Source organism: Taishania pollutisoli (assembly GCF_014518315.1).
Lineage (GTDB): Bacteria > Bacteroidota > Bacteroidia > Flavobacteriales_D > Crocinitomicaceae > Taishania > Taishania pollutisoli.
Genome location: NZ_JACVEL010000009.1, coordinates 1 through 25133, shown reverse-complemented (window position 1 = coordinate 25133; position 25133 = coordinate 1). Strand labels below are relative to the sequence as shown.

Below are 25133 nucleotides of genomic sequence, written 5' to 3'. Positions count from 1 at the left end.
GTATTTAAACTGCCATTGGAACTTCCATCAGCAAAAATTCACTATCTGTTGCCGCTTCCAGCTTCACCTCTGAGACATCCCAGATTCCGAAACCATCCCGCGTATTCAGCTCTTCTCCATTCACCTTCATATCTCCTTTCAACACAAAGACATATAATCCGTTTCCTGCTTTCTTGAAGGTGTAATCAACTACTGTCCCTTTGTCAAAATCTGCCAGGTGAAACCAGGCATCCTGGTGAATCCATACTCCCGCATCTTCTTTATCCGGTGACAGAATCTGCTGAAGTTTGTTCTTGCGATCTTCTTTACGCAGTGTAATCTGGTCATAGCGTGGTGCGACATCCCGCTTGTTCGGAAAGACCCAAATCTGGAGAAATTTCACCGGAACCTCTTTGTTTTTATTGTACTCACTGTGGCGAACTCCGGTTCCGGCGCTCATGACTTGTATATCTCCGTTTTTTATGACTGTTGTATTCCCCATCGAATCTTTGTGCTCCAAATCTCCTTCGAGCGGAATACTAATGATCTCCATATTATCGTGCGGATGGGTTCCAAATCCCATTCCTCCTGCCACAACATCATCGTTCAGTACTCTTAACACGCCGAAATGCATGCGTTCAGGATTGTAATAGTTTGCAAAGCTGAACGTATGCCGGCTGTGTAGCCAACCGTGATTAGCATCACCTCTTGTTGCTGCCTTATGTAAAACTGTATTTTCCATTATTTTTGAGTTTGTATTCGGTATGTGATTAAATCCTACATCAGCCGGGTTTGTCATTGGTTCCAACTTTTCCAATTCATCAATTTCATTTGCCAAAGCTGAAACACCGGATGCTCCCAGTGCAAAAATCCCTGTTCCCAACAATCCTTTTCTGATAAAATCTTTACGTCTCATACCCCAAATGATTTATTTACGATACAAAGGTCTGAAGATGGTATGAATTATCAATTGACCTATGTTAAGAAATGGATGGAAGATGAAAAATGAGAAAAATACCACCACGTTATTCACATACGAATGCTGAATATTTATTCCGGTGCCGGAATCAACTTGCTGATTCTTTTCTTACTTTTGCTCTATGCACCTCAAATCACTCCAATTAATTAATTTCAAGAACTATGAAGAAGCCGAAATCCTTTTAAATGAAGGAATCAACTGCTTCATTGGAGTCAACGGGTCCGGGAAAACAAACATTCTGGATGCCGTGCATTACCTGAGCATGTGCAAATCATACCTGAACACGGTTGACCGTCAGAACATTCGTTTTGATCAACAGTTTTTTTCCATTATCGGCGTCTTTGATAAAGCAGAAAAGGAATATGCCATTCACTGTGCGTTGAAAACAGGAACAAAAAAAGTGTTCAAGCAAAATAAAAAAGAATACGAAAAACTCTCGGAGCACATCGGGCTGTTTCCTACGGTTATTATCTCTCCCTATGATAAGGATTTGATTTCCGAAGGGAGCGAGCTCAGAAGAAAATGGATGGATGGGATTATTTCTCAATCCGACAGAGAATATCTGGCAGACATTCAGCGTTACAATAAAATTCTGATGCAGCGGAATGCCTTATTGAAACACATGTATGAAAACGGCTTTTTCGAGCGGGAATCCATTGATGTATGGAATGAACAGTTGATTTCAACCGGCAACCGGATCCATCAGAAACGCATGGCGTTTTTACATGATTTCATCCCGGTTTTTCAGCAACAATACAATCACATCGGAGTGGATACTGATGAAGTGACACTGGAATACCGTTCACAACTGAATGATGCATCCTTTGAAGATGTGTTGAAACAGCATGAACGAAAAGATGCCGTTACACAATATACGAACGCGGGAATTCACAAAGATGATTTATTGTTTCTCATCAAAGGACACCCGGTGAAAAAGTTCGGATCACAGGGGCAACAAAAATCATTTATCATTGCCCTTCGACTGGCGCAATATGACTGGTTGAAACACAACCTGGAATTGAAACCGATTCTGTTACTGGACGATATTTTTGACAAGCTGGACAGAAATCGTGTACAGCGTTTAATGGACCTGGTTTCTTCCGATTTTTTCGGGCAGGTACTTGTCACCGATACAGATGAAGAGCGCATCCGGCAAACATTTTCCGAAAATAACCTGAAGGGAAAAATGTACCGCATCGATCAGGGAACGGTGGAGTTATTGCCCGAACTGGCACCCAAACTTGTAAGTATCGGCGTATGAATGAGTTTAAACGAAATGCGACTGAAACACCGCTCAAGGACTTAATTGATAAGTTCCTCAAGGCCTATCGGCTGGATGGGAAAATGAAGGAAATGGATGTTCTCAACGGTTGGAAAGACATGATGGGAATAGCTGTCGCCAATCGAACAGAAAAACTGTACATCCGCAACCGGATTCTGCATATCAAAATGAGTTCTTCGGTCATGCGGGATGAATTGGCACACGGGAAGCAAATTATTTTATTACGCGTCAATGAATATGCAGGTTCTAAGATTATTGACGATGTGTGGTTTGAATAAAGGAATGAGATTAAACAGATGGTTAACATGAGTCCATCTATAAATTGTAAAATGGCGCCCGCTTAACCATAATTTTATAAGCATCTTTACAAGAAAAATAAAATCTTTGAAAAAAGACCTTCAAAATGAAAGATCAACTATTCGATTTTTTCTCGTTCTTTAAAGTACTTATTACAGTTTAATTTTAGTGTTCCTTTTATCATGAATACATTGAGTCAATTCTCTATCATTTTTTCTCCAAAGAAGATACACCTTGGATTTATTTTCCTGTTTATAGCCATTCCGAGGATGTGTTTGACTCAGGTCGTTGCTGAACCAGCTCCAAGAGAATACTTCTGAGAGCCCCCATAGCTTTAAGGTTTTACTAAAATTTAAATAAGCTATTGAGATTTACCGAAACAATACTTTCCGATAAATAATAGAGACAAGAATACTGTACAGTGTTGACAACACCAGCATGGAAAGCATTCCGAAGGTCATCATAAACGTTCCGGAGAACAGCATTTGCGGTGTTTTACGAAATTCTTCGATGATCTCTTCTTTGGTCATGACTTCCAATTCTTTATTAGAAGCCTTCAATTCTTTCAGCTTTGCAGGATCGTCAACAACCGTTTTGAAATACATCTCCCGCTCGGCAATCATTTTTTGATTGTATTCGGGATCAATTTTTTCGTAATAAAAATACAGGAAACCGCACACAACCAATGCGTAGATAACACCGGAAGTCATTCCGTTTTTGATGTCTGTCAGCATGCTATCGTCCTCGACTCCCTTGCGTTTCTGAAGGTATAATCCAACTGAAACAGCGACCAAAAGCCCCAGGATATTGGTCAGTACGAACAAAGAGGTATAGTCGGGAATATTCCATCCCAACTGATACCCCAGTAATTTAAAACCAATCCATACTGCGGCACAAATCAATGCTGTCTTGATGGTTACTTTCATGTTATTTCTTGAATTAGCTGTTCATTGATACCAGGAACTCTTCATTGGAAAGTGTTCCCTCCATTCGTTCTTTCATGAATTCCATTGCTTCAACAGGATTCATGTCAGCGATGAACTTACGCATTAACCACACGCGTTGTAATACATCTTTGGAAACCAACAGGTCTTCACGGCGTGTTCCGGAAGCGGTGATATCAATTGCCGGGTAAATTCTTCTGTTCGCAATTTTGCGATCCAGCTGTAATTCCATGTTACCCGTTCCTTTAAATTCTTCAAAGATCACTTCGTCCATTTTCGATCCGGTATCCGTCAACGCAGTTGCCAGGATGGAAAGAGAACCTCCGTTTTCTATTTTTCGTGCCGATCCGAAGAAACGCTTCGGCTTATGCAGTGCATTTGCATCTACCCCACCCGACAATACTTTTCCGGATGCCGGAGAAACGGTGTTGTATGCACGTGCCAAACGCGTAATTGAATCCAGCAAAATGCACACATCGTGTCCGCATTCCACCATTCGTTTCGCTTTTTCCAGCACCATATTTGCTACCTTTACGTGACGCTCTGCCGGCTCATCAAATGTAGAAGCAATTACCTCTGCTTTCACACTACGCGCCATGTCTGTCACCTCTTCCGGACGCTCGTCGATCAACAATACAATCAGGTATGTTTCCGGGTGATTGGCTGCAATGGCATTGGCCACGTCTTTCAGCAACATGGTTTTACCTGTCTTCGGCTGTGCTACAATCATTCCACGTTGTCCTTTCCCGATCGGTGCGAATAAATCCATCACACGTGTGGATAACGTTTCCTGCGGATGTCCTGTCAATTTGAATTTCTCATCCGGGAATAATGGTGTTAAATATTGGAACGGTACACGATCACGGATGTATGACGGATCACGGCCATTGATGGATTCCACTTTTACAAGCGGGAAATATTTTTCTCCTTCTTTCGGAGGGCGGATTGTTCCTTTTACGGTATCTCCTGTTTTCAATCCAAACAACTTGATCTGGCTCTGGCTCACATAGATATCATCCGGAGACGGCAGGTAATTGTAATCAGAAGAACGCAGGAATCCATACCCGTCCTGAATGACTTCCAACACCCCTTCCGCAGAGACAATTCCTACTAAATCATAGGCATCGTCTTTAATTTCCGGCTCTTGTTGCTGGTGTTGATGACGATTTCTGTTGTTTTGCTGATGCTGGTGTTGCTGATTTTGTTTTGGCCGGTTGTCCCGTTCTTGCCGCTCCTGGTTTCTTTGCTGTGGTTGTTGCACTGCCGGCTCTGCTTTTTGTTCCGGCTCAGGTGTTTCAGTCTGTGGAGTTGCAACTTCAGCTTTTTCTTCCGGTCTCACTGTTTTCTGTGACGAGGCAAGTGCTAATAGGTTACGACCTTTCGGTTTATTCTCTTCTGTCGGTTCAGTAGCCGTTTCCGCTTGCGGTACAGGTTCTTTCTTCAGGTTCTTTTGCTTTACAGGAGCCTGTTCGGCAACTGTTTCAGCAAATAATTCTACCTGTGCGGCTTCTTCTTTCTTTTGCGGAATTTGCTGTTGTGTTTTTTTTCTTGGTCTTTTTTCTTTTTCAGTCGTTGCTTTCACTTCTGCTTCCACGACAGGTGAACCGGCTGTGTCGCCTTCGATAATCGCCTGAATCATATCGGCCTTCTTCATTCCGTCAACTTTGATTCCAAGGGTTGCAGCGATTTCTTTTAAGTCTGAAAGCTTTTTACTTTCCAACGTTTTTTTATCCATAAATATTGATAAAGTGGGTATTAATTTTTTATATCTTAATAAAATATAAGGAAATGATTTTTGTAAAAAGTGAATGCAGGTTGTTCTTTTAGGTGGTGCAATAATACATATATTTTTTTAAACACGTCTAAAAATCAAAAAATATTCTACCCATTCACCTGTTGAAAAATAGTTGTCGAATCATCCTGCTGATGTTGTATTCAATTTTTCAACATCCTATTGCTACACTCCGAAATCATTGTATTTTTACTCCATGGAATTAAATCAGGCAAAAGAACGCATTGAACAGTTAATTGAAGAAATCAATGTGCACAACTATAAATACTACGTGGAAAGCAATCCTTCTATTTCAGACTATGATTTTGATATGCTGCTGAAAGAACTGGAAACGCTGGAGACGCAATTTCCCGAATTTGCATTTGATTACTCCCCTTCAAAGCGGGTCGGCGGAGACATTACTAAAAAATTTGAAACCGTAAAGCACGTTTACCCGATGCTTTCACTTTCCAATACATATTCAGAAGACGAAATCATCGATTGGGAAAACCGGATCAAAAAAATTGCAGACGGCGATCTTGAATATGTCTGTGAGCTCAAATACGACGGAGTTGCAATCGGAATTCGGTATGACAACGGCGTTTTGTCACAAGCGGTCACACGGGGAGACGGAACCCAGGGAGAGAACATTACATCCAATGTACGAACGATTAAATCTGTTCCCTTGAAATTAAAGGGAAATTACCCGGATACATTTGAAATTCGCGGAGAAATTTTTTTCCCGCTGGAAAAATTTGCAGCACTGAACCGGGAGCGGGAAGATTTAGGCGAATCCGTTTTTGCAAATCCACGCAATTCCGCTTCAGGAACACTGAAATTACAGGACTCTAAAATTGTAGCTTCGCGCGGACTGGATTCCTATTTATATGGCGTATACGGGGCAACTCAATTCGCCGAAGGTCATTACGAAATGGTTCAACTTGCCGGAGCATGGGGATTTAAAATTCCACCCGCCGAAAAACGCTTTATTGCAAAAGTTAATTCCATTGAGGGAATCATGGCGTTTATTCATTACTGGGATGAACACCGAAAACAATTGCCGTTTGAAATTGACGGGGTTGTGATTAAGGTCAATAACTACCGGCAACAGGAAGAGTTGGGATTTACTGCAAAGTCTCCACGATGGGCAATCGCCTATAAATTTAAAACAGAACGTGCAGAAACAACATTACTGTCAATTAATTACCAGGTAGGGAGAACAGGGGCAATTACACCGGTTGCCAATTTAACACCCGTGCATTTGGGAGGAACAACAGTTAAACGGGCTTCACTCCATAACTCCGACCAGATGGAGAAATTCGATTTGCATGTGAATGATGCTGTTTTCGTTGAAAAAGGCGGGGAGATTATTCCTAAAATTGTAGGTGTCAATATTGAAAAACGTGACCCGAATGCATTGAAGTTTGAATTCATTCACCAGTGTCCCGAATGCGGAAGTGAACTGGTGCGTACAGAAGGTGAAGCACAACATTTTTGCCCGAATGATGTTGCCTGTCCCCCGCAGATGAAAGGGAAAATTGAACATTTTATCGGGCGAAAAGCAATGGATGTAGACGGTTTGGGGGCTGAAACGGTGCAATTATTATTTGATAAAGGTCTGATCAAGAACAGTGCGGATTTGTACGACCTGACCTTTGATCAGTTGATTGACCTGGATCGGATGGCGGAAAAAAGTGCGAACAATCTCTTGCTGGGATTGAAAGCTTCCCGGGAAGTACCGTTCGAGCGCGTTTTGTTTGCATTGGGAATTCGATACGTCGGTGAAACCGTTGCGAAAAAACTAGCTAAACATTTTAAATCGTTGGAAAATATCCGGACAGCGACCGAACTGGAATTAATCCTTGTAGATGAAATCGGGGAACGCATTGCGCAATCGGTGCGGAGTTATTTTGACAAGCCGGAACACCTTGAATTAATCAACCGGCTAAAAATGGCAGGATTGCAATTTGAAACAGCAGCAAAAGAAGCAACTTCGGATAAACTGGAAGGAAAATCATTTGTTGTATCAGGTGTATTTACATCATTCTCAAGAGATGAATTAAAAGTGTTGATTGAAGATAACGGGGGTAAAAATGTCTCTTCCATCTCGAAAAAGACAGATTTCGTAATTGCCGGGGAGAATATGGGGCCCTCTAAACTTCAGAAAGCAACAGAATTAAACATCACGATTCTTTCAGAAGACGATTTCATCAAATTGCTCAACAGCTGATGTTAATAATAAAACGTTCCGTAAGGTGACTCGATGGTCAGTTTTTTACTGTCGGATGCCTCTACTCTACCCACAATCTGTGCTTCCACACCAAATGCAGTGGAGCAATCAATGATGTGTTGTGCAATTTCCTGCGGACAATAAATTTCCATGCGGTGTCCCATATTGAACACTTTGTACATTTCCTGCCAATCGGTTTCTGATTCTTCCTGAATCAATTTAAACAGTGGTGGAATCGGAAATAAATTGTCTTTGATGACATGTACATTTTCAACAAAATGCAGCACTTTTGTTTGCGCTCCCCCCGAACAATGTACCATTCCGTGAATGTGCGGGCGGTATTTTTCTAAAATTTGCTTGATGATCGGTGCGTACGTTCGTGTAGGTGAAAGTACCAGCTTCCCTGCGTCAATCGGTGCATTTTCAATGCGGTCTGTCAATTGTTTTGTTCCGGCATACACCAATTCGGCCGGAACTTCCGGATCAAAACTTTCAGGATAACGTTCTGCCAGGTATTTTCCAAACACATCGTGGCGTGCAGATGTCAAGCCGTTACTTCCCATTCCTCCGTTGTACTCCGTTTCATAGGCTGCTTTTCCATAGGATGCCAATCCTACGATCACATCTCCCGGCTGAATGGTATGATTGGAAATAACATCCGTGCGCTTCATTCTGCAGACAACCGTAGAGTCTACAATGATGGTGCGCACAAGATCCCCTACGTCTGCCGTCTCTCCACCTGTCGAATGGATGCCGATCCCCTGTTCTCTCAACTGCTCCAGTAATTCTTCCGTTCCGTTGATAATAGCAGAAATCACTTCTCCGGGGATTACATTTTTATTGCGTCCGATTGTAGAAGAAAGCAAGATATTATCTGTTGCTCCGACACAGAGTAAATCATCAATATTCATGATCAATGCGTCCTGGGCAATGCCTTTCCACACAGATAAATCTCCGGTTTCTTTCCAGTACATATAAGCCAGAGAAGATTTGGTACCCGCTCCGTCGGCATGCATGACGATACAGTATTCTTCATCACCCGATAAGTAATCCGGAACGATTTTACAGAATGCACGGGGAAACAATCCTTTATCAACATTCTTAATCGCATTGTGCACATCTTCTTTTCCTGCGGAAACTCCTCTGAGATTATAGCGCTTGTCAGACATAAACTAAATTTTAAGCGCAAAAGTAACCTAAAAAACAGAAGAATCAAATCCGTAGCGGATATCTGTGAAAAAAGAATGAAAATAATTATTTGATCAGAATTTCCACTCTTCTGTTGGCCTGTTCCTCGCTATACGTCTTCGGATTTTTATAGATTGGTTTTGTATTTCCATATCCTACGGCCGACAACCGTTCTTTATTGATTCCATGATCTGTCAGGTATTTCATAATCCTTCTCGCCCTTGCTTCCGACATTTTTTGCCCTGAAAACGAATTGTCCTCTCCCGGTTCATAAACGTGTCCCTGGATCTCGATGTTGAGCATTGCATTGATGATCAAAAAATCCTTTAAACGATTGAGTTTAGGGATTGAATTTTCGGTAATCTGGCTTGTTCCCGGAATGAATTCGATTCCCCCGATCTGAACCGATTTTCCTGAACGGACCGGTTCCAGTTCAATCAGGAGCAGGTTGTCTTTTTCCGCGGAAATGGCAATATTAGACGAATCCTTAAAAAAGTACCCTTCGTGATCACAATAAAACTCAATTTTTGATTTCCGGTTGATGTCAAATACCAAATCACTGACGTTATACATTCCGTCGTATTTGCGAACACCTTTCAAAATCAAATCAGCAACCAGCGGCTTCCCTGTTTCTTTATCCCTCACCTGAACAATTAAAGAAGGTGTTTCCCGGTCTTTTTTCAGATTGACTTCTTTGGATTTGTATTCAGAAAAGCCCGGATCGTCTGAATGAAACCGAAAATCCATCTGGATGTATTCCGGGTGATCGTGATCAGCGATAACAACAAAATGAAGTGTTTTCCCTTTTTCAATTTGCAACGGGTATTGAAACGCTTCTGTTACATGTTCGCTCAAACCGATTACAGAAACATCTGCAGGTTCCAGCAAGCGTTTAATTTCCGCATTGCCGGAAGAAATATCTGTACATACGTTGTTCTCCGCCGCATCAAATACAATCAGCCTCAACCCTGTTCGTTTAGAAGAAATCTCCAATGATACGGAACCGTTTGTGGGGGCCACAAATGAAAACCAGATCTGGTTACCAGATGTGATGTGCTTCAATGCCGGGTACTGTGAAAAGCGGTTACTGTTACCTTTCTGCCCCAGGAACTGCAATGTAAATGAATTTGACCTGAAAATATTTATTGTACCTTCGCAAGCGGAATACGTATCCTTCACTTTCTGGGTATACCCGAAACTGCAGAAAGACAGGAAAAAAAATAGCAGGATATTCAACGTTTTGCACATAATGGTTGATACTAAGTTACTAATTTTCTAAAACTTATCAGACGTCTATGAAAAATTTCTACGAAAGAATCGGTGAGAGACGTCTTGAATTGGTTGTACGGGAATTTTATAAAAAGGTTTTCATTTCTCCCGTTATTGGTCATTTATTTGCCAATGACCATCAATTGATTCAGGAAAAACAAATTAAGTTTCTCACACAGTTTTTGGGCGGTCCGGATCTCTATTCACGGGAATATGGCCATCCGAAGATGCGGATGCGCCACCTGCCACACCGCATTGATGATCAGGCAAAAGAAGAATGGCTGCGGTGTATGCGTGCCGCCATTGATACTGTTTTTGCAGACGATCTTGAATTGGGGAATTCTTTTTATTCCATTTTCCCTCCGATTGCAAACCACATGGTCAACACGCACTAACAAACTTATTTTTCTTCCTTTGGCAGCACTCCATCCTTCGGAATCGGAGTTTGCTGTTTTTTTCTGCGAATCGGATAGCGCTTGTTTTTCTTTGACCGGAAGATGTCAAAGAATTGCTGCAGTAATTTAAAGTCTTTGAACGTATTGAAACTTTCTTTGTAGTAAATCCCGACACCTTGCTTGAATTGCCCCCGGTTATTTGATTGCAACGCCCTGTTGTCGTTCGATTCATTGAATACATTGATACGGAATGTACCGTCTTTGTTCAATTTATATTCAATTTCAATATCTCCGATCAGTGAGGACTGTGTCTGCTCGCCTGACGCGGAATTACGTGTACCAAATGAACCGGAGATTACCAACTGATCATCCAGGAATCCTTTTTCAACTCCAAATGCGTATTCACTCCCCCCATTCGCATCCGAATTCATGTCTACGTTGAGTTTATAATCTTGGGAAACCTGCGACAGAAGGGAGTTGATCTGGTTGCTTGCCAAATCCAACGCCGCTCCCCCGCTGGCTCTTGAGCTTCCTTTCATCGGCTGGAACTTCTTCCACAAAAGCAACGAAAAGAACTGACGGTTCAATTCGTCCTTGTCGGATGTTAATTGGGCCAATAACGCTTTATCTGTTTCCGGTGCTTTCGGTGCCTTGATATCAAAATCAATGGTCGGACGCATTAAGGATTCGGATAATTTCAGGTAACAATTAACTTCCTGATTTCCGCTTGTGAGGAGTTCCGGAGATAAATCACCTAAATTGGCCCGCACTTTATAGTAGGCCTGTAAATTCAGGTTCGCTTCGTATGGGTTTCCCGTCCAGGTGATACTTCCCCCGTCGGAAATAAAGAAGGTTTCTTTGATCGGTCCCAGCACGAAATTGTATTTACTTCCTTCCCGTACGGTATAAGTTCCTTCCAGTGCCATTTGCCCCAGGTTATCCAGGCGCAATCCTATTTTACCATCCCCGACGGCGGTTATCTCATCTCCTGTTTGTTCATTGAAAATCAATTTTAACTGCGCATCTTGCGTGACGTCAAAATTCAGGTTAAGGGATACTCCCGAAAAGTCGATTTTAGGTGCGGTTTCTACCTCAATTGTATCGGAAGATTTGAATTCAATAAAATTATCTTCGCTCAATTCGCTTTGTCCGAACAGGGAAAGATTCACCCAGGTGCCTTTTTGTGTTTTTATGTTCACATTAATATCCAGATTGTTCAGGTATCCGAAAATCCCTACTGTCCCTGTCGCATAGGCTTTTCCGTAGTACATGTTCCCGCTTCTGGCATCGGTATTCATTACCAGGAATCTGTCGAGCGGCAACTTTACCCATCGTTGATTGGCATCTCTTCTGTAATAGTCTTCCTCAATGTTTATCGCCACATCAAAGTTCCAGTTTTTATAATCGGTGTGGTAAATGGATCCTGTCAGCGCGCCGGTATTTCCTTCCGCATCGGAGATCGGCATATAGTCAATATAGAAACCGTCTTTATCCGCGTACATCGGGCCTGTAAAACTGAAGCTGGTTCCGAGCATTACAATCTTCGCAGACGCATTGTCCAGGTTAACTGTTCCTTCAATAACAGGTCTTGAAATCGATCCTTTCACATCCAGCTGCCCGTTGACAAATCCTTTAATGTTATCCACAACCAACGGATCCATGAAGGCGTTGACAAATGAAATATTGGTCTGATCAAACACCAGGTCAAAATCGAGGTTATCTTTTTCCTTGCTGACGTCATAGTTTCCTTTGAACTGGAAAGTCGGTACTCCCCTGTAAATCAAATCCCCTGAAAGATCAATCACATTTTTACTATCATCCCATTGAGACAATAAATACACGTCTCCTACCTCTTCGGCGTCAATCACCAACCCTTTGACATTTAAATCTCCCATGTAGGTCAGATTTTTATACGGGTTGGTAATGAATCCCCAGCCATTCAACTTTCCTGCAAGTGTCATATCCAACCCAAGCATCTGGGCGAGCTTATTTAAATCGATTTCGTTGACTTCGAAATTGAGTTTATCGCGGTCGTCCGTTGATACTTTTCCAAAGACGGAAATAAACTGTTCTTCACTGGATAAGCGCAGTCCTGCGACATCAATGGTCGTAGAATCGATGAGTACAATTGCCTCTTTATCGATGTTCCAGTTTTGTTTGTTGATCCCGAAAAAGGATGGATCAAGGGTAAATTTATACCTGGTTTCCGATTCTATTTGTGTTCTCCATTCAATTTTTGATGCGTTTTCCGTTCCCGGGTTCCAGGTAAGTTTCGATGCCAGATTGTCTCCGTTTCCAATTCCTGTGAATCGCAAACTGTCCAATGTGATGGAATCGTTCAAACTCAGGGAAGAGAAGTTGTAGTCCGCATTAATAGACGTACTGTCAGCCAGCTGTTTTAAGTGAATTCCCCGTGCGATTTTTCCATCGTATTCAATTCTATCGGACGTAAAATCCAGTTCAAAAAAACGTTTTGAAGCATCATACCCCCCTTTCGCAATAGTACCGGAGGAAACGCTTAGCTTTGGTTGAAAAATATTAAAAAAGTCGCGTAAATCAATTACTTCTACCTGAAAGTCTACATGATCCGATGAGTTCAGTTCCTGGTGTTTTGTATGTTTCTGAGGTTTAAAGGAAGCTAACCCGGGGAACAGGTGATTCAACTGGTCCTGGATGATTGTCCCGATTTTATTGAAATCGACTTTACCTGTCGCTGTTGCATTTACCAGTGAACTTCTCAATTCAAACAGGTCGTTTCCGGGATCTCTGTTAACGGTTAATGTCAGATTGGGGATTTCAATCGTATTCTCTCCTTCTACATATTTAATGCTTTCCATTACAGCCGTCCCGTCCATTGTATTCGGATTCACGCCTACTGTATTCAAACGAATCTGTGCTGTCAGGTTTGTACTGTCATTTTCCGTAATATTTAATTTCCCCAACAACGCTTTTTGAAGCCCGATAGTCATATCCATCTTAGGAGCGCCGTTCAAATCAATCGTACCGCTATAGTCCAGCAACAGGTTTCTGTCTTCTACATCAACTTCCGCATAGAGGATTTTCTTCGCAAACGTCGTATTTTTTACCGAAATACCGGAATACGAATAATCGGCCAGATCAAATCGGTTCACATCCCCTTCAATTTTATTGAACTCAATATCTGAGAGGGAAAATGCTTCACCCCCCAGAAAAAAGGTACCGTCAACGACCCCGACAATCGAATTATCCAGAAATTTCCCCAGGTTGAACTGGTTAATTTTTACATCATAGGCACTGGCCTGAGAATGTGAAAATAAGAAGGAGTTATTTGCAGGGTTATGAGTAAACAAGATTCCATTATCCATGTTCACAGAACCAATCGCGGTTTTAATTTCATCCGAGGAAAGAACGAACTGGGAATAAATCCCATCCAGGCGAATGTCCTGCGCTTCAAAAAATCCCAGGCGGTTCAGGGTCGCATCAAGATTGATCTTTCGCGTGGAACTGGATTTGGGAAGCTTGATCTGTTGGATATCTTTCAAATCAACGTATGCGTAATTGATTCGTTCCTGGTAAAAAGCATTTGTCAGTTCTCTGAAATCTGGTAAATTAATTGTTCCTCTCAATTCGGTTTTATTCCCTGTTTTGAGGACAAAATCTTCAACTTTCAGATTTTTTACAAATTTGGAAAACTTCCCTTCGATTTCAACCTGCTGATCCATTCCTGCCAATTGCGGAGCAAAAACAGCGATATCGGAAAATGAAACACTGCTTTTTTTCAAATCAGCATCAAAAGCAACGCTATCCACAAAGGATTTGAATTGGGTATAACTGGTATACTTCAGCTGAAACCGGTTGCTCTGAATGTCTGACAGCGGTGTTTTGATGGACACGTTTTTCAGGTCAACCCCTTTGTTAGAAACGTTCAGTTCCGACTGAAACGCATCCAGTTGAAAACCGCATTGTTCAAATGCCGATAACTTATCCACTGAAGCCGTGATGACACCATTGTCCATGCGAATGTCTTCCGCATCCAGGTAGATATTTTTGAGCAACAAATGCTGGTAATCCATTCCCTCTTCTTTCCGAGGACTCAGATAATTGTCATAATGGAACCGTACATCACTCAGGTAGATGTTATCAACCTGGAACAGCATGGATTTCTTTTTCTTCGGTTTGTCCGATTTAAAATAATCAATGATAAACTTCAGGTTCATCTCCCCCTTCTCTGCATCTTTACTAATTTTCACAACACCTCCCTCAAGAGCGATGGTATGCAGGTGGATTTTATTCTGAAGATTCGTGATTCCGTCTATGTTAACCAGCAGGCTTTTTACACTGGCAATCGTATCGCTTTGGTTTTGGTTGAGCAATAATACTCCTTTCAAATCTACCCGGTCAACAAACACAATATCGAGTTTGTCAATAGACACGGTTGTTCCCAACTCTTTGGAAAGGAAGTCGGTAGCGTAACGGGCAAGAAAAGTTTGGACCGGACTTGTACGAATAGCAAAGGCGGCAACAATCAATAAAAACATGATCCACTCAATGATTTCATAGAGCGAGCGTGCTATTATTTTCAGTATTTTTGCCATATTTCTGTACAAAATTACGTAACTTGAATAAAAAAGATACAATAATATTGGGAATTGAATCATCTTGTGATGACACTTCCGCTGCGGTGCTCAAAAATACTGCCATTTTATCGAATATCATAGCAGGCCAGAAAATTCATGAAGAATATGGTGGAGTTGTGCCCGAACTCGCGAGCAGAGCGCACCAGCAAAACATCATTCCTGTTGTGGAAAGTGCCATCAAAAAAGCGGGAATCCGGAAAGAAGATATTGATGCGATTGCATTTACCAAAGGCCCGGGATTATTGGGATCACTGGTTGTCGGCACCTCATTTTCGAAAGCCTTTTCCCTGGCGATGAATATTCCCATGATGGACGTCAACCATATGCACGGACACGTACTTGCTCATTTCATTGACGACGGAGACAAAAACAAACCTTCCTTTCCGTTTTTATGCCTCACTGTTTCCGGTGGACATACGCAAATTGTTTTGGTAAAAGATTACCTGGGAATGCAGGTGATCGGCTCCACAATTGATGATGCCGCAGGTGAAGCCTTTGATAAATCTGCCAAGTTACTCGGTTTTCCTTATCCGGGAGGACCTTTAATTGATCGACACGCGCGGAACGGGAATCCGAAACGGTTTGAGTTCAGTAAACCACAAATCAAGGAATACGATTACAGTTTCAGTGGTCTGAAGACATCCATCCTCTATTTTCTACAAAAGCAGGAAAAAGAAAACCCTGATTTTATACGGGAAAATCTGGATGATTTGTGTGCCTCCATTCAGCATACGATTATTGAAATTTTATTGAAAAAACTAAAAAAAGCAGCAAAGGAACTCAATATAAAAGAAATTGCGATCGCAGGTGGAGTCAGTGCCAACAGCGGGCTGAGGAAAGCAATTGAAGCAACAGCAAACGAATTGAAATGGAACACATATATTCCAAAATTTGAATACTGTACTGACAATGCGGCGATGATTGCCATTACCGGAAAGTACATGTATGAAAAGGGATTATTTGCCGATCAAAGTATTGCGGCGAAAGCACGCGTAGAAATGTAAGTCGTCGTTTTAAAACGCGTGCTTGCGGGTATTCTGATTATCTTTACATTCAAAACAAAAACATTCGGACTTGAAGGGAAAAGTTTTAAAATCGACAGGAAAATGGTACATCGTAGAACTGGAAGATGGTTCTGTTGTCAACTGCAGGATTCGCGGTAAAATCCGCCTGGAAGGATTGAGTACAACCAATCCTGTTGCGGCCGGAGACGGTGTTATTGTGACAGATGAAATCGACGGAGAGGGAAACAGAACGATTTCATCGATCGAGAAACGCACCAATTACATTGTACGAAAGTCAACCAACCTGAGTAAGCAAATGCAGATTCTGGCTGCAAATGTTGACCGGGCTTACCTGGTTGTTACCATAAAAAATCCGGTCACGCACCTGGCGTTCATTGATCGTTTTCTTGTTTCGGCAGAATCCTTTCGAATTCCGACAACCATTCTTTTCAATAAAATTGATCTCTACGATGAGGAGGAGTTGGAATACGCGAAGGCACTGGCGTTTATGTACAAAGAAATCGGTTATGAAACTTATCTCATCCATGCGGAAAAACCAGCATCCATTCAATTTCTGAAAGAAGAAATCAACGGAAAGCAAGTGATGATTTCCGGTCACTCCGGGGTTGGTAAAAGTACGTTGGTAAATGGATTGGATCCTTCACTGCAACTAAGAACAGGTGAGATTTCCGATGTTCACTTACAAGGAAAGCACACCACAACATTTGCAGAAATGCATCAGCTTTCTTCGGGAGGATATATCATCGACACTCCGGGGATTCGTGCTTTTGGAATCATCGAAATTGAAAAGGAGCATATTTCGCATTATTTCCCGGAAATGCGCGAGCGATTGAATCAGTGTAAATTTCACAATTGCAAACATTTAAACGAGCCGAAATGTGCCGTTAAAGCAGCTGTTGAAGCGGGAGAGATCTACGAATCCCGTTACCAGACGTATTATCAGTTGATGACGGAAGACAGCTCGGAAGTATACCGCAAAAATGAGTTCGCATGAGGGTTGTGATTCAACGTTCTAAAAATGCTTCTGTTACAATTGAAGGAGTAATTCACGGGAAGATCAGTTATGGACTGGTCGTTCTGATCGGGATCGAACACGAAGACACTCAACAGGATGCCGATTGGCTGATCGGAAAAATCATTGGCCTTCGGATTTTCTCCGATGAAGCAGGAAAGATGAATCTTAGTATCCAGGAAATCAACGGGCAGTTTTTGATCATCAGTCAGTTTACTTTACACGCCTCAACAAAAAAAGGAAATCGTCCGAGCTATATTCAGGCAGCGCGACCGGAGACAGCTATTCCTTTGTATGATTATTTTATCCGGGAACTGAGCTACAGAAGCAGTTTGTCAGTAGAAACCGGAAAGTTTGGCGCGGATATGCAGGTTCAACTGATCAATGATGGTCCGGTAACGATCTGGATGGATTCGAAGAACAGGGAGTAGTGGAAAGTTAAAAGTGGAGAGTTGGTTTAATTATGAGTTATCAATTATCAAATGATGCGTATAAAATTTCTTGGTGCGCGGCTTTGATAATTAATAATTGAACCATTGAACATTCATTGATAATTGATAATTCAAAAAAACAAATAAAAAATGACGATTCAGCAAGCACAAGAAATAATTGATCAATGGATCAAAGAATATGGGGTTCGGTACTTCAATGAATTGACAAATACTGCTATTTTGATGGAGGAAGTTGGCGAAGTTGCGCGAATCATGGCACGTCGCTACGGTGAGCAAAGCGAAAAAGAATCCGATAAGAACAAAGATCTGGGAGATGAACTGGCAGATGTACTGTTTGTTGTAATGTGCATTGCAAATCAGACAGGAATTGACCTGGAAGACGCTATAAAAAAGAACCTGGAAAAGAAAACGAACAGAGATTTTGACCGGCACAAAAAGAATGAAAAATTATCCTAAACGCCAGTCGATCAATAAAATACTGAAGTAGAGAAGATTAGGGGGATATCGGGAAATATTCACTGGAGAATCAATTCTATTCATATTGTTTTAATGTTGAATATTTTTTTGCATATTATTACTAAACTATTACCCAGTTGTTTAATTTTTAAACCTCTTTTTATGAAAACAAATTTCTTATCCCCTTTCGCCATTGTGAGTCTTTTTTTAATGGCCTTTGTATTTAATTCTTGTAAAAAAGAAATCGAAGCTTCTTCCCTCAATTCGGAGAGAAAAGAAAGTAAAAAACCAAGTGATGAAAACGCAAAAACCTGTCTGTACCCTACCATCGAATCTCCCAATGTGGGATTGCATTGTTCCGATGGTAACGGTTGTGGAATAGGTATGCTTACATCAACTACACGGCATCGAGTAACCTGGACGGTCGGTAGTGATTGCAGTCCATCTACTCCATATCCAAACATCGCCCACTATGCAGTCTATAAACAGACCAGTATAGCTGCCTATTCTCAAATAGCAAGTTTTAGTTGTTCCAGCACTGCTCAATGGTACGCTTCTACGTTATTAACCAATGGTTCTACCTTTATTATTGTTGTAAAAGATTCCGATTCACCTGCTTCCATCCCTTCTTTTCCCACGACGATTACAGAAGATAGTTTTGGGTATTTATACAATGTTGGAGGTGCTTCTTTTTACTATACAGATTCATGGAAGTTCACGAAAGGTACAGGAGCGGGCGCTTCATGCGGTGGTATCAAATCATAAATACTCGCTTCCTCTAAGGTCGAAATTGTGACTTTTTAGTCAAAAAAAGAGACTGTTTATTAATAAACAGTCTCTTTTATATTTTAATGAGCTTATTAATTATCGTTTGTCGATTGCAACGTAATCTCTTGTTGTATACCCCGTATAAATCTGACGTGGTCGACCGATCGGCTCTCCGTTTTCCGTCATTTCTTTCCATTGTGCAATCCATCCCGGAAGACGTCCTAATGCAAACATCACTGTAAACATATCTGTCGGAATCCCGATCGCTTTGTAGATAATTCCGGAATAGAAGTCTACATTCGGATACAGGTTACGCGCTTTGAAATATTCATCTTCCAATGCATATTTCTCCAATTTCTTAGCAATATCCAATAGCGGATCGTGAATGTTCATTGCCTGTAATACGTCATCACATGCTTTTTTGATGATCGTTGCACGCGGGTCAAAGTTTTTATATACACGGTGTCCGAATCCCATCAAACGGAACGGATCGTCTTTATCTTTTGCTTTTGCCACCCATTTATCAACATCTCCGCCATCGTTGTGGATTTTTTCCAGCATTTCAATGACCGCCTGGTTCGCTCCACCGTGAAGTGGCCCCCACAATGCCGCAATTCCTGAAGAAATCGTTGCGTATAAATTCGCTTGGGAAGATCCAACGATTCTTACTGTTGAAGTAGAACAGTTTTGTTCGTGATCTGCATGAAGAATCAACAATTTATTCAACGCGGATACGACTACCGGATTTACCTCATATTTTTCAGAAGGTAATGAGAACATCATGTGCATGAAATTCTTCACATAATCGTATTCATTGTTCGGGTAGTTGAATGGATGACGCATTGAATTTTTATAAGACCACGCTGCCAGTGTCGGCAATTTTGCCAACAAACGGTGAATCGTCAGGTTTTTCGCGTCGTTGCTTCTGTTCGGATCCAATGATTCAGGATAGAAAGAAGACAACGAACAAATCATTGAAGCAAGAACTCCCATCGGGTGTGCTTTCGCAGGATATGCTTCAAAGAATTGTTTCATATCTTCATGAACCAATGTATGTTTTGTAATACTGTTTTCAAACTGCTCCAATTCTGACTGCGTCGGCAACTCTCCATAAATCAGCAAATATGCTACCTCCAAAAACGAAGCTTGTTCAGCCAGCTGTTCAATCGGGTAACCTCTGTATCGGAGAATCCCTTCTTCACCGTCCAAAAATGTAATCGCACTTGTTGTGCTTCCGGTATTTTTATAACCGGAGTCAATTGTTATGTATCCTGTAAGACTTCTTAGTTTAGTAATGTCAATGGCTTTCTCGTTTTCCGTTCCTTCCACCACCGGAAACTCATATACCTTTCCTTCTAGTTCTACTTTGGCAATTTCACTCATTGTATATGTTGTAAATTGTTGATAAATATTTTGCGACGTCTAAAATAGCTAGAATATTTTATTCGACAATAGGGTTTGAAAAATATTTTTACAGAATTTAATATTCTAACATTTTTGCAGAAAAGGTGTATTTCAACACTAAAAACAACCGCCTAAATTGCAGAAAGTTAATTGCATTTTTAACAAAAAAAGGAAAGTCTGAATTTCTACAAACTTTCCTTTTTACAAACAACAACAAACTAAAAAAACTCACAATAATCCAGAATATCCTGATGATTATCTGAGAGCGACTTTCTGTCCTTTTTTCACCGTTTCCTGTGAAGAGGACAAATGATTTAATTTCATAAGACTTTCCACCTTGATTCCTTCCAATTGAGAGATTTCAAGTATCGTCATTTCCTTTGAATACGTTTTTGTATCTTCTTTCCCTTTCGATCGTTTCGGATGGATGTTGACAATATCACCTGCTTTCAGGCTGGTATTTCCGTTTTTCACATCATTGTATTTGTGAATCTGGTTCAATGTCATACCGAATTCTTCTGCTATTTTATAATAGGTATCGCCTTTTTTAGCGATGACAAATTTCACTTTATTGTCGTGCAGAGCTGTTTCCCGTGTTTTGCCCAATGTGACCTCTATCTCTTGCTTCTTTTGCGGTTGTTTTGACGTTGTTTTTTTAGCTGAAACCGTCGTTACTTTTTTATCGGCCCCGTATTCCGGCTGACTTTTTTCCTTTTTTGCAAGGACATTCGTTGCTTTCCCCGGACTGTTTAAAACCAATTCGTCAAATTTGTACAACTCCATGGATTCAATCAGATCAATCAGCAAATCCGGGTATTTCGGGTTGGTTGCGTATCCTGCCGCCTTCAGCCCTTTCGCCCATGCTTTATAATCATCTGCTTTTAGCGTAAATAACTCCGCATAACGCTGCCGGCCTGTTAGAAACTCACTGTGATCTACAAACGATAATTCGGCATTGGAATACTTCCTGAAACATTCATTTTTTGCATCGTCATCTCTATATACCTTCTCTCCTGTCCAGTTATGGCATTTGATTCCAAAATGGTTATTCGCTTCGCGAGCCAGTTCTGAATTACCACTCCCCGACTCCAAAATTCCCTGTGCAAGTGTAATACTCGCAGGAATTTTATGAGACAGCATGTTTTCCATTGCAACAGGTGACCATGTATTGATGTACTCCTGTTTTGTAATTTTGTTCTGATTGGATGCCTGTGCATGAAAAGCCAGTAACACACCCGTTAAAAGAATTACTTTTTTCATGTTTTTTTGTTGTTGTTAACACCTATTACGAAGGTTTTCAACAATTGTTTCATAAAATGTTTAAAAGTTTCATTTTTTTTTGATCTTCCTCCGAAAATGATACCAATTCCGGCAAATAAATACCTTTGTACATAAAACAAAGTAATATGATCGACATTGAGTTATTAAACGATATCTGCACCATTCCGGGAGCACCGGGTTTTGAACAACGCATCAGGGAACGTATCATTCGTGAGGTAACGCCTTATGCAGATGAGCTGACTATTGACAACATGGGAAATGTCTATGCCATCCGAAAAGGAACGAAAAACAAACGGGTAATGATCGGTGCGCACATGGATGAAATCGGTTTTATTGTTACCCATATTGATGACAAGGGTTTTATCCGTTTTCACACCCTGGGAGGATTTGATCCGAAGACATTAACGGCTCAACGGGTGATTATTCACGGAAAAAAAGACATCATTGGAGTAATGGCTTCCAAACCGATTCACGTCATGACGCAGGATGAACGCAACAAAACGGCGAAATTGAGTGATTACTTCATCGACACCGGACTTTCAGCCGAAGAAGTAAAGGAATTGATCCAGATTGGTGACAGCGTAACACGTGAGCGGGAATTCATTGAAATGGGAAACTGTGTAAACGGAAAATCATTGGACAACAGGCTGGCCGTCTACATTTCAATTGAATTATTAAAAGAATTGAAAGGAAAAGAACTGCCATACGATGTATATGTTGTTTTCACCGTGCAGGAAGAGGTAGGAATAAGAGGGGCAAATGTCGCTGCCCTGAAAATCAATCCCGATTTTGGTTTTGGATTGGATACAACCATTGCATTCGACCTTCCCGGAGCGGCAGCACATGAAATGATCACGCGATTGGGAGAAGGAACAGCTATTAAGCTAATGGATGCTTCTACCATTTGCGACTATCGAATGGTTGATTTCATGAAAAAAACAGCCGGTAGACATGCAATCAAATGGCAACCGGAAATCCTGACCGCTGGAGGTACCGATACAGCCGGAATTCAACGCATGACAGAAGGTGGATCCATCGCCGGAGCGGTATCCATTCCTACACGTCATTTGCACCAGGTAATAGAAATGGCGCACAAAGATGACATTCGTGCGAGCATCGACCTCTTAAAGGCCTGTGTGATGGAAATTGACCAGTACGATTGGGAAATCAGCCGATAAATTTCAGAAAAATAAAAAAGACCGGGGAATTTGTTTCTCCGGTCTTTTTCACCATTTTAACCTCTTGATTTAAGCAATCAGACGGTATTCTGACTGATTATTTTAAATAACAAGATTTATAATATCCGTCTCCTAAAGCACTACACTCAGCAGCAGCCTTCAGCGTTGTAAACCCTTTTACCTTTTGAGTTGATGTTTGGGTAGACACATAGTATCCGTTTGAATCATACGTATCCGTTGCACATACGCAATCGTGTTTTCTGCATGATGAAAATGCTATTGTAGCACAAATAGCAGCGAAAAGTAATTTAATTTTCATATTCTATTCTGTTTCAATTTATCAGAGCAAATATAGGATAATATTATTAAACTCCTAACCGGGAACTACCTTTGCATGCAACAACATGGAATCAGTTCGAATAAATTTTGTCTACAAGTGCTTTGTATTTCTCCAATATAATTTTTCGTTTCAGCTTCAATGTCGGGGTCAACTCTCCTCCTTCAACACTTAATTCAGTTGGCAATAACTCAAACTTCTTGATTTGCTCCCAGTGCCCGAATTTTTTATTGAATTCCGTAACTTCTTTACCAATTCGTTCTACAACAGTCGTGTTTTCAATGATTTCCTGGTTACTTTTCGACCGCAGGTCAAATCCTTTGCGTTCCGCCCAGTCTTTTACGAAACTAAAGTTGGGTACAATGAGTGCAGACGGGAATTTTTGCCCTTCTCCGAGCACCATAATTTGCTCAATAAAACGGGATTCTTTGAATGTATTTTCCATGATTTGGGGAACCACGAATTTACCTCCGGACGTTTTAAACATTTCCTTTTTACGATCTGTAATCCGTAAAAATTTACCCTCCACGAAATCACCGATATCCCCTGTATGGAACCACCCTTGCGCATCAATGGCCTCAGCAGTCGCTTCCGGATTGTTATAATATCCCATCATCACGTTCGGTCCTTTCACAAGTATTTCTCCGTCTTCCGCAATCTTTACTTCCACCCCGTCGATCAATGGTCCGACTGTTCCGATTCTGATGCCGTTTTTCAGGCAGTTTACCGACACAACCGGCGATGTTTCCGTCAATCCGTAACCTTCCAGCACATTGACTCCTGCCGCAAGAAAGATTCGCGCCAGTCTTGGTTGCAATGCCGCACTTCCGGAAGCAATAGCACGTACTTCGCCCCCGAGTGCTTCCTGCCATTTTGAAAAGATGAGTTTTCGGGCAATATTCAAACGGAAATGGTACCAACCGGATTTTCCTTTTACATCGTATTCTTCTGCCAGTTCAACCGCCCAGAAAAACAACTTTCGTTTAATTCCGGTCAGCTCATCTCCTTTGGCCATGATCTTATCAAATACTTTTTCCAGCAAACGCGGAACTGCTGTAAACACATGTGGTTTCACTTCCCGGATGTTGTCTCCGATCGTATCCAGTGATTCAGCAAAATAAATTGATGCTCCCAGGTGAATGTATAAATAGTGAAGCATCCGCTCATAAATATGACACACGGGAAGGAAAGTAAGCACACGGGAATATTGGTCTGCAGGGATGCGCGGCTGACATGCCAGCACATTCGAGAGGATATTATTGTGGGACAGCATCACTCCTTTTGGATTTCCGGTGGTCCCGGAAGTATAAATGATGGTTACCATATCCGTATTTTTGATCTCCTCGCTTCGTTTTTTTACCTCGTCTTCAGACACACCTCCCGCTAATGCTGCAATTTCAAGCCAGTGATGCGCGTTGTTGACAAGATCAAATGTGTATGTTTTTTGCAATGTAGTAATACTATCTTTGATATTCGAAATTTTTTGGAAAAGCTCTTCATTTCCGACCACACAGAATCTCACTCCTGCATTGTTGAATATATATTTATAATCGGCTTCCGATATATTGGGATAAATCGGCACCATAATCGCTCCGATCTGCTGGATAGCAATATCCATTGTATTCCACTCCACTCTGTTGGAAGAAACAACGGCAATGCGATCACCGGGATTGACACCAAGAGCAATAAGTCCCCGGGACGTTTCCATCGCCAGTTTCAAAAAATCGGATGTTGAAACACCTTCCCATTTGCCATTCGCTTTTGTAACAAACATGTTCGGATTTGGAAATTTGTTCAATTGATTGTATGCTAAATCAAATAACCTTAATGTATTCATATATTCTTTTGTTTACAGGGTTTCCCTACGAATATACATTATTTTTTTAATATTCAATACTCTGCCGGAAATTCGCCCGCGGGAACCCTTCTGAATAAAAAACGAAACCACATGAATATTCAAGCAGACCCCTGTTTTGATCATTCAAAACTGTGTTTTAATTATTTAACGGAAAAAGTGATCTGCCAACAGTAACCAGATCGTACGGAAAAACGTAACTTTACGAAAAACATCCCTGTTCTCTCTATTCTCTGCTACTTAAGTAGAATGGAACGGGCTGTTATAACAAATCGAAAGTATGAGATATATTATCCCGTTTTTCTGTGTACTGTTTTTTGCTGTGAATAAGGCTTATTCTCAGGATCCGTCGTTTACGCAATTTTATTCAAACCCGATCTATCTGAATCCTGCTTTTGCAGGTTCTAACGGTTGT

General features: G+C 41.2%; 20 protein-coding genes. 11 read left to right on the top strand and 9 right to left on the bottom strand.

Annotation, left to right across the window (positions count from 1 at the left end; all coding sequences use genetic code 11):
* Positions 1-4 precede the first annotated feature (4 nt).
* Positions 5-721: a pirin family protein gene (locus H9Y05_RS12350; RefSeq protein WP_205729608.1), complete on the bottom strand. Its 717-nt coding sequence runs from the start codon at positions 719-721 to the stop codon at positions 5-7.
* Between the two features lie 358 nt (positions 722-1079).
* Between H9Y05_RS12350 and recF the strand changes: the two genes are divergently transcribed.
* Together recF and H9Y05_RS12340 are read left to right on the top strand one after the other, a co-directional pair.
* Positions 1080-2219 (top strand): DNA replication/repair protein RecF, encoded by a 1140-nt coding sequence (gene recF, locus H9Y05_RS12345; RefSeq protein WP_163492605.1) that lies wholly within the window; start codon positions 1080-1082, stop codon positions 2217-2219.
* On the top strand, positions 2216-2518 hold the full coding sequence (locus H9Y05_RS12340; RefSeq protein ID WP_163492604.1) for a DUF721 domain-containing protein: 303 nt from the start codon (positions 2216-2218) through the stop codon (positions 2516-2518). The genes recF and H9Y05_RS12340 overlap by 4 nt, the downstream gene beginning before the upstream one ends.
* A 390-nt stretch (positions 2519-2908) precedes the next feature.
* Here the strand turns inward: H9Y05_RS12340 and H9Y05_RS12335 are convergent, their stop codons facing one another.
* Together H9Y05_RS12335 and rho are read right to left on the bottom strand one after the other, a co-directional pair.
* On the bottom strand, positions 2909-3463 hold the full coding sequence (locus H9Y05_RS12335; protein WP_216714469.1) for a DUF4199 domain-containing protein: 555 nt from the start codon (positions 3461-3463) through the stop codon (positions 2909-2911).
* A gap of 13 nt (positions 3464-3476) precedes the next feature.
* Positions 3477-5216 carry a transcription termination factor Rho gene (gene rho / locus H9Y05_RS12330; RefSeq protein ID WP_216714468.1) on the bottom strand — a complete coding sequence of 580 codons (1740 nt, stop codon included), beginning with the start codon at positions 5214-5216 and terminating at the stop codon, positions 3477-3479.
* A 253-nt stretch (positions 5217-5469) separates the two neighbouring features.
* Here rho and ligA point away from each other — a divergent pair, with 253 nt between their 5' ends.
* On the top strand, positions 5470-7482 hold the full coding sequence (ligA, locus tag H9Y05_RS12325; RefSeq protein ID WP_216714467.1) for an NAD-dependent DNA ligase LigA: 2013 nt from the start codon (positions 5470-5472) through the stop codon (positions 7480-7482).
* Between the two features lie 2 nt (positions 7483-7484).
* Here the strand turns inward: ligA and H9Y05_RS12320 are convergent, their stop codons facing one another.
* Both H9Y05_RS12320 and H9Y05_RS12315 read right to left on the bottom strand, forming a co-directional pair.
* Positions 7485-8651 carry an AIR synthase related protein gene (locus H9Y05_RS12320; protein ID WP_163492600.1) on the bottom strand — a complete coding sequence of 389 codons (1167 nt, stop codon included), beginning with the start codon at positions 8649-8651 and terminating at the stop codon, positions 7485-7487.
* 85 nt (positions 8652-8736) lie between these two features.
* Entirely contained in the window at positions 8737-9918 is a 1182-nt protein-coding gene (locus tag H9Y05_RS12315; RefSeq protein ID WP_216714466.1) for an OmpA family protein, read from the bottom strand.
* A gap of 47 nt (positions 9919-9965) precedes the next feature.
* Here H9Y05_RS12315 and H9Y05_RS12310 point away from each other — a divergent pair, with 47 nt between their 5' ends.
* The gene (locus H9Y05_RS12310; protein ID WP_163492598.1) at positions 9966-10334 is read left to right on the top strand and encodes a globin domain-containing protein; all 369 of its coding nucleotides are present in this window, start codon (positions 9966-9968) and stop codon (positions 10332-10334) included.
* A 5-nt stretch (positions 10335-10339) separates the two neighbouring features.
* Here H9Y05_RS12310 and H9Y05_RS12305 read toward each other — a convergent pair whose 3' ends face one another.
* On the bottom strand, positions 10340-14908 hold the full coding sequence (locus H9Y05_RS12305; protein ID WP_216714465.1) for a translocation/assembly module TamB domain-containing protein: 4569 nt from the start codon (positions 14906-14908) through the stop codon (positions 10340-10342).
* Between the two features lie 23 nt (positions 14909-14931).
* Here H9Y05_RS12305 and tsaD point away from each other — a divergent pair, with 23 nt between their 5' ends.
* The 5 genes from tsaD (at position 14932) to H9Y05_RS12280 (ending at position 18660) form a co-directional block, all read left to right on the top strand.
* Positions 14932-15954 carry a tRNA (adenosine(37)-N6)-threonylcarbamoyltransferase complex transferase subunit TsaD gene (gene tsaD / locus H9Y05_RS12300; protein ID WP_216714464.1) on the top strand — a complete coding sequence of 341 codons (1023 nt, stop codon included), beginning with the start codon at positions 14932-14934 and terminating at the stop codon, positions 15952-15954.
* A 70-nt stretch (positions 15955-16024) separates the two neighbouring features.
* Complete coding sequence (gene rsgA / locus H9Y05_RS12295) at positions 16025-16969, top strand: ribosome small subunit-dependent GTPase A (RefSeq protein WP_163492595.1); 945 nt, start codon at positions 16025-16027, stop codon at positions 16967-16969.
* Positions 16966-17418 carry a D-aminoacyl-tRNA deacylase gene (gene dtd, locus H9Y05_RS12290; RefSeq protein ID WP_216714463.1) on the top strand — a complete coding sequence of 151 codons (453 nt, stop codon included), beginning with the start codon at positions 16966-16968 and terminating at the stop codon, positions 17416-17418. Before rsgA ends, dtd begins: the two co-directional genes overlap by 4 nt.
* A gap of 150 nt (positions 17419-17568) precedes the next feature.
* Positions 17569-17895, top strand: coding sequence for a nucleotide pyrophosphohydrolase (locus H9Y05_RS12285; RefSeq protein ID WP_163492593.1), 327 nt, complete (start codon positions 17569-17571; stop codon positions 17893-17895).
* A gap of 162 nt (positions 17896-18057) precedes the next feature.
* Positions 18058-18660 (top strand): hypothetical protein, encoded by a 603-nt coding sequence (locus H9Y05_RS12280; RefSeq protein ID WP_216714462.1) that lies wholly within the window; start codon positions 18058-18060, stop codon positions 18658-18660.
* 99 nt (positions 18661-18759) lie between these two features.
* Here the strand turns inward: H9Y05_RS12280 and H9Y05_RS12275 are convergent, their stop codons facing one another.
* Together H9Y05_RS12275 and H9Y05_RS12270 are read right to left on the bottom strand one after the other, a co-directional pair.
* Positions 18760-20046, bottom strand: coding sequence for a citrate synthase (locus H9Y05_RS12275; protein WP_163492591.1), 1287 nt, complete (start codon positions 20044-20046; stop codon positions 18760-18762).
* A gap of 276 nt (positions 20047-20322) precedes the next feature.
* Complete coding sequence (locus H9Y05_RS12270) at positions 20323-21327, bottom strand: glucosaminidase domain-containing protein (RefSeq protein ID WP_163492590.1); 1005 nt, start codon at positions 21325-21327, stop codon at positions 20323-20325.
* Positions 21328-21473: 146 nt separating this feature from the next.
* On the opposite strand from H9Y05_RS12270, the gene H9Y05_RS12265 reads away from it, so the two are divergent.
* Positions 21474-22526 (top strand): M42 family metallopeptidase, encoded by a 1053-nt coding sequence (locus tag H9Y05_RS12265; RefSeq protein WP_235992197.1) that lies wholly within the window; start codon positions 21474-21476, stop codon positions 22524-22526.
* 410 nt (positions 22527-22936) lie between these two features.
* Here the strand turns inward: H9Y05_RS12265 and H9Y05_RS12260 are convergent, their stop codons facing one another.
* Positions 22937-24700: an AMP-dependent synthetase/ligase gene (locus tag H9Y05_RS12260; RefSeq protein WP_216714461.1), complete on the bottom strand. Its 1764-nt coding sequence runs from the start codon at positions 24698-24700 to the stop codon at positions 22937-22939.
* 298 nt (positions 24701-24998) lie between these two features.
* On the opposite strand from H9Y05_RS12260, the gene H9Y05_RS16605 reads away from it, so the two are divergent.
* A partial coding sequence (locus H9Y05_RS16605) for a type IX secretion system membrane protein PorP/SprF (RefSeq protein ID WP_216714534.1) occupies positions 24999-25133 on the top strand: 135 nt, incomplete at its 3' end.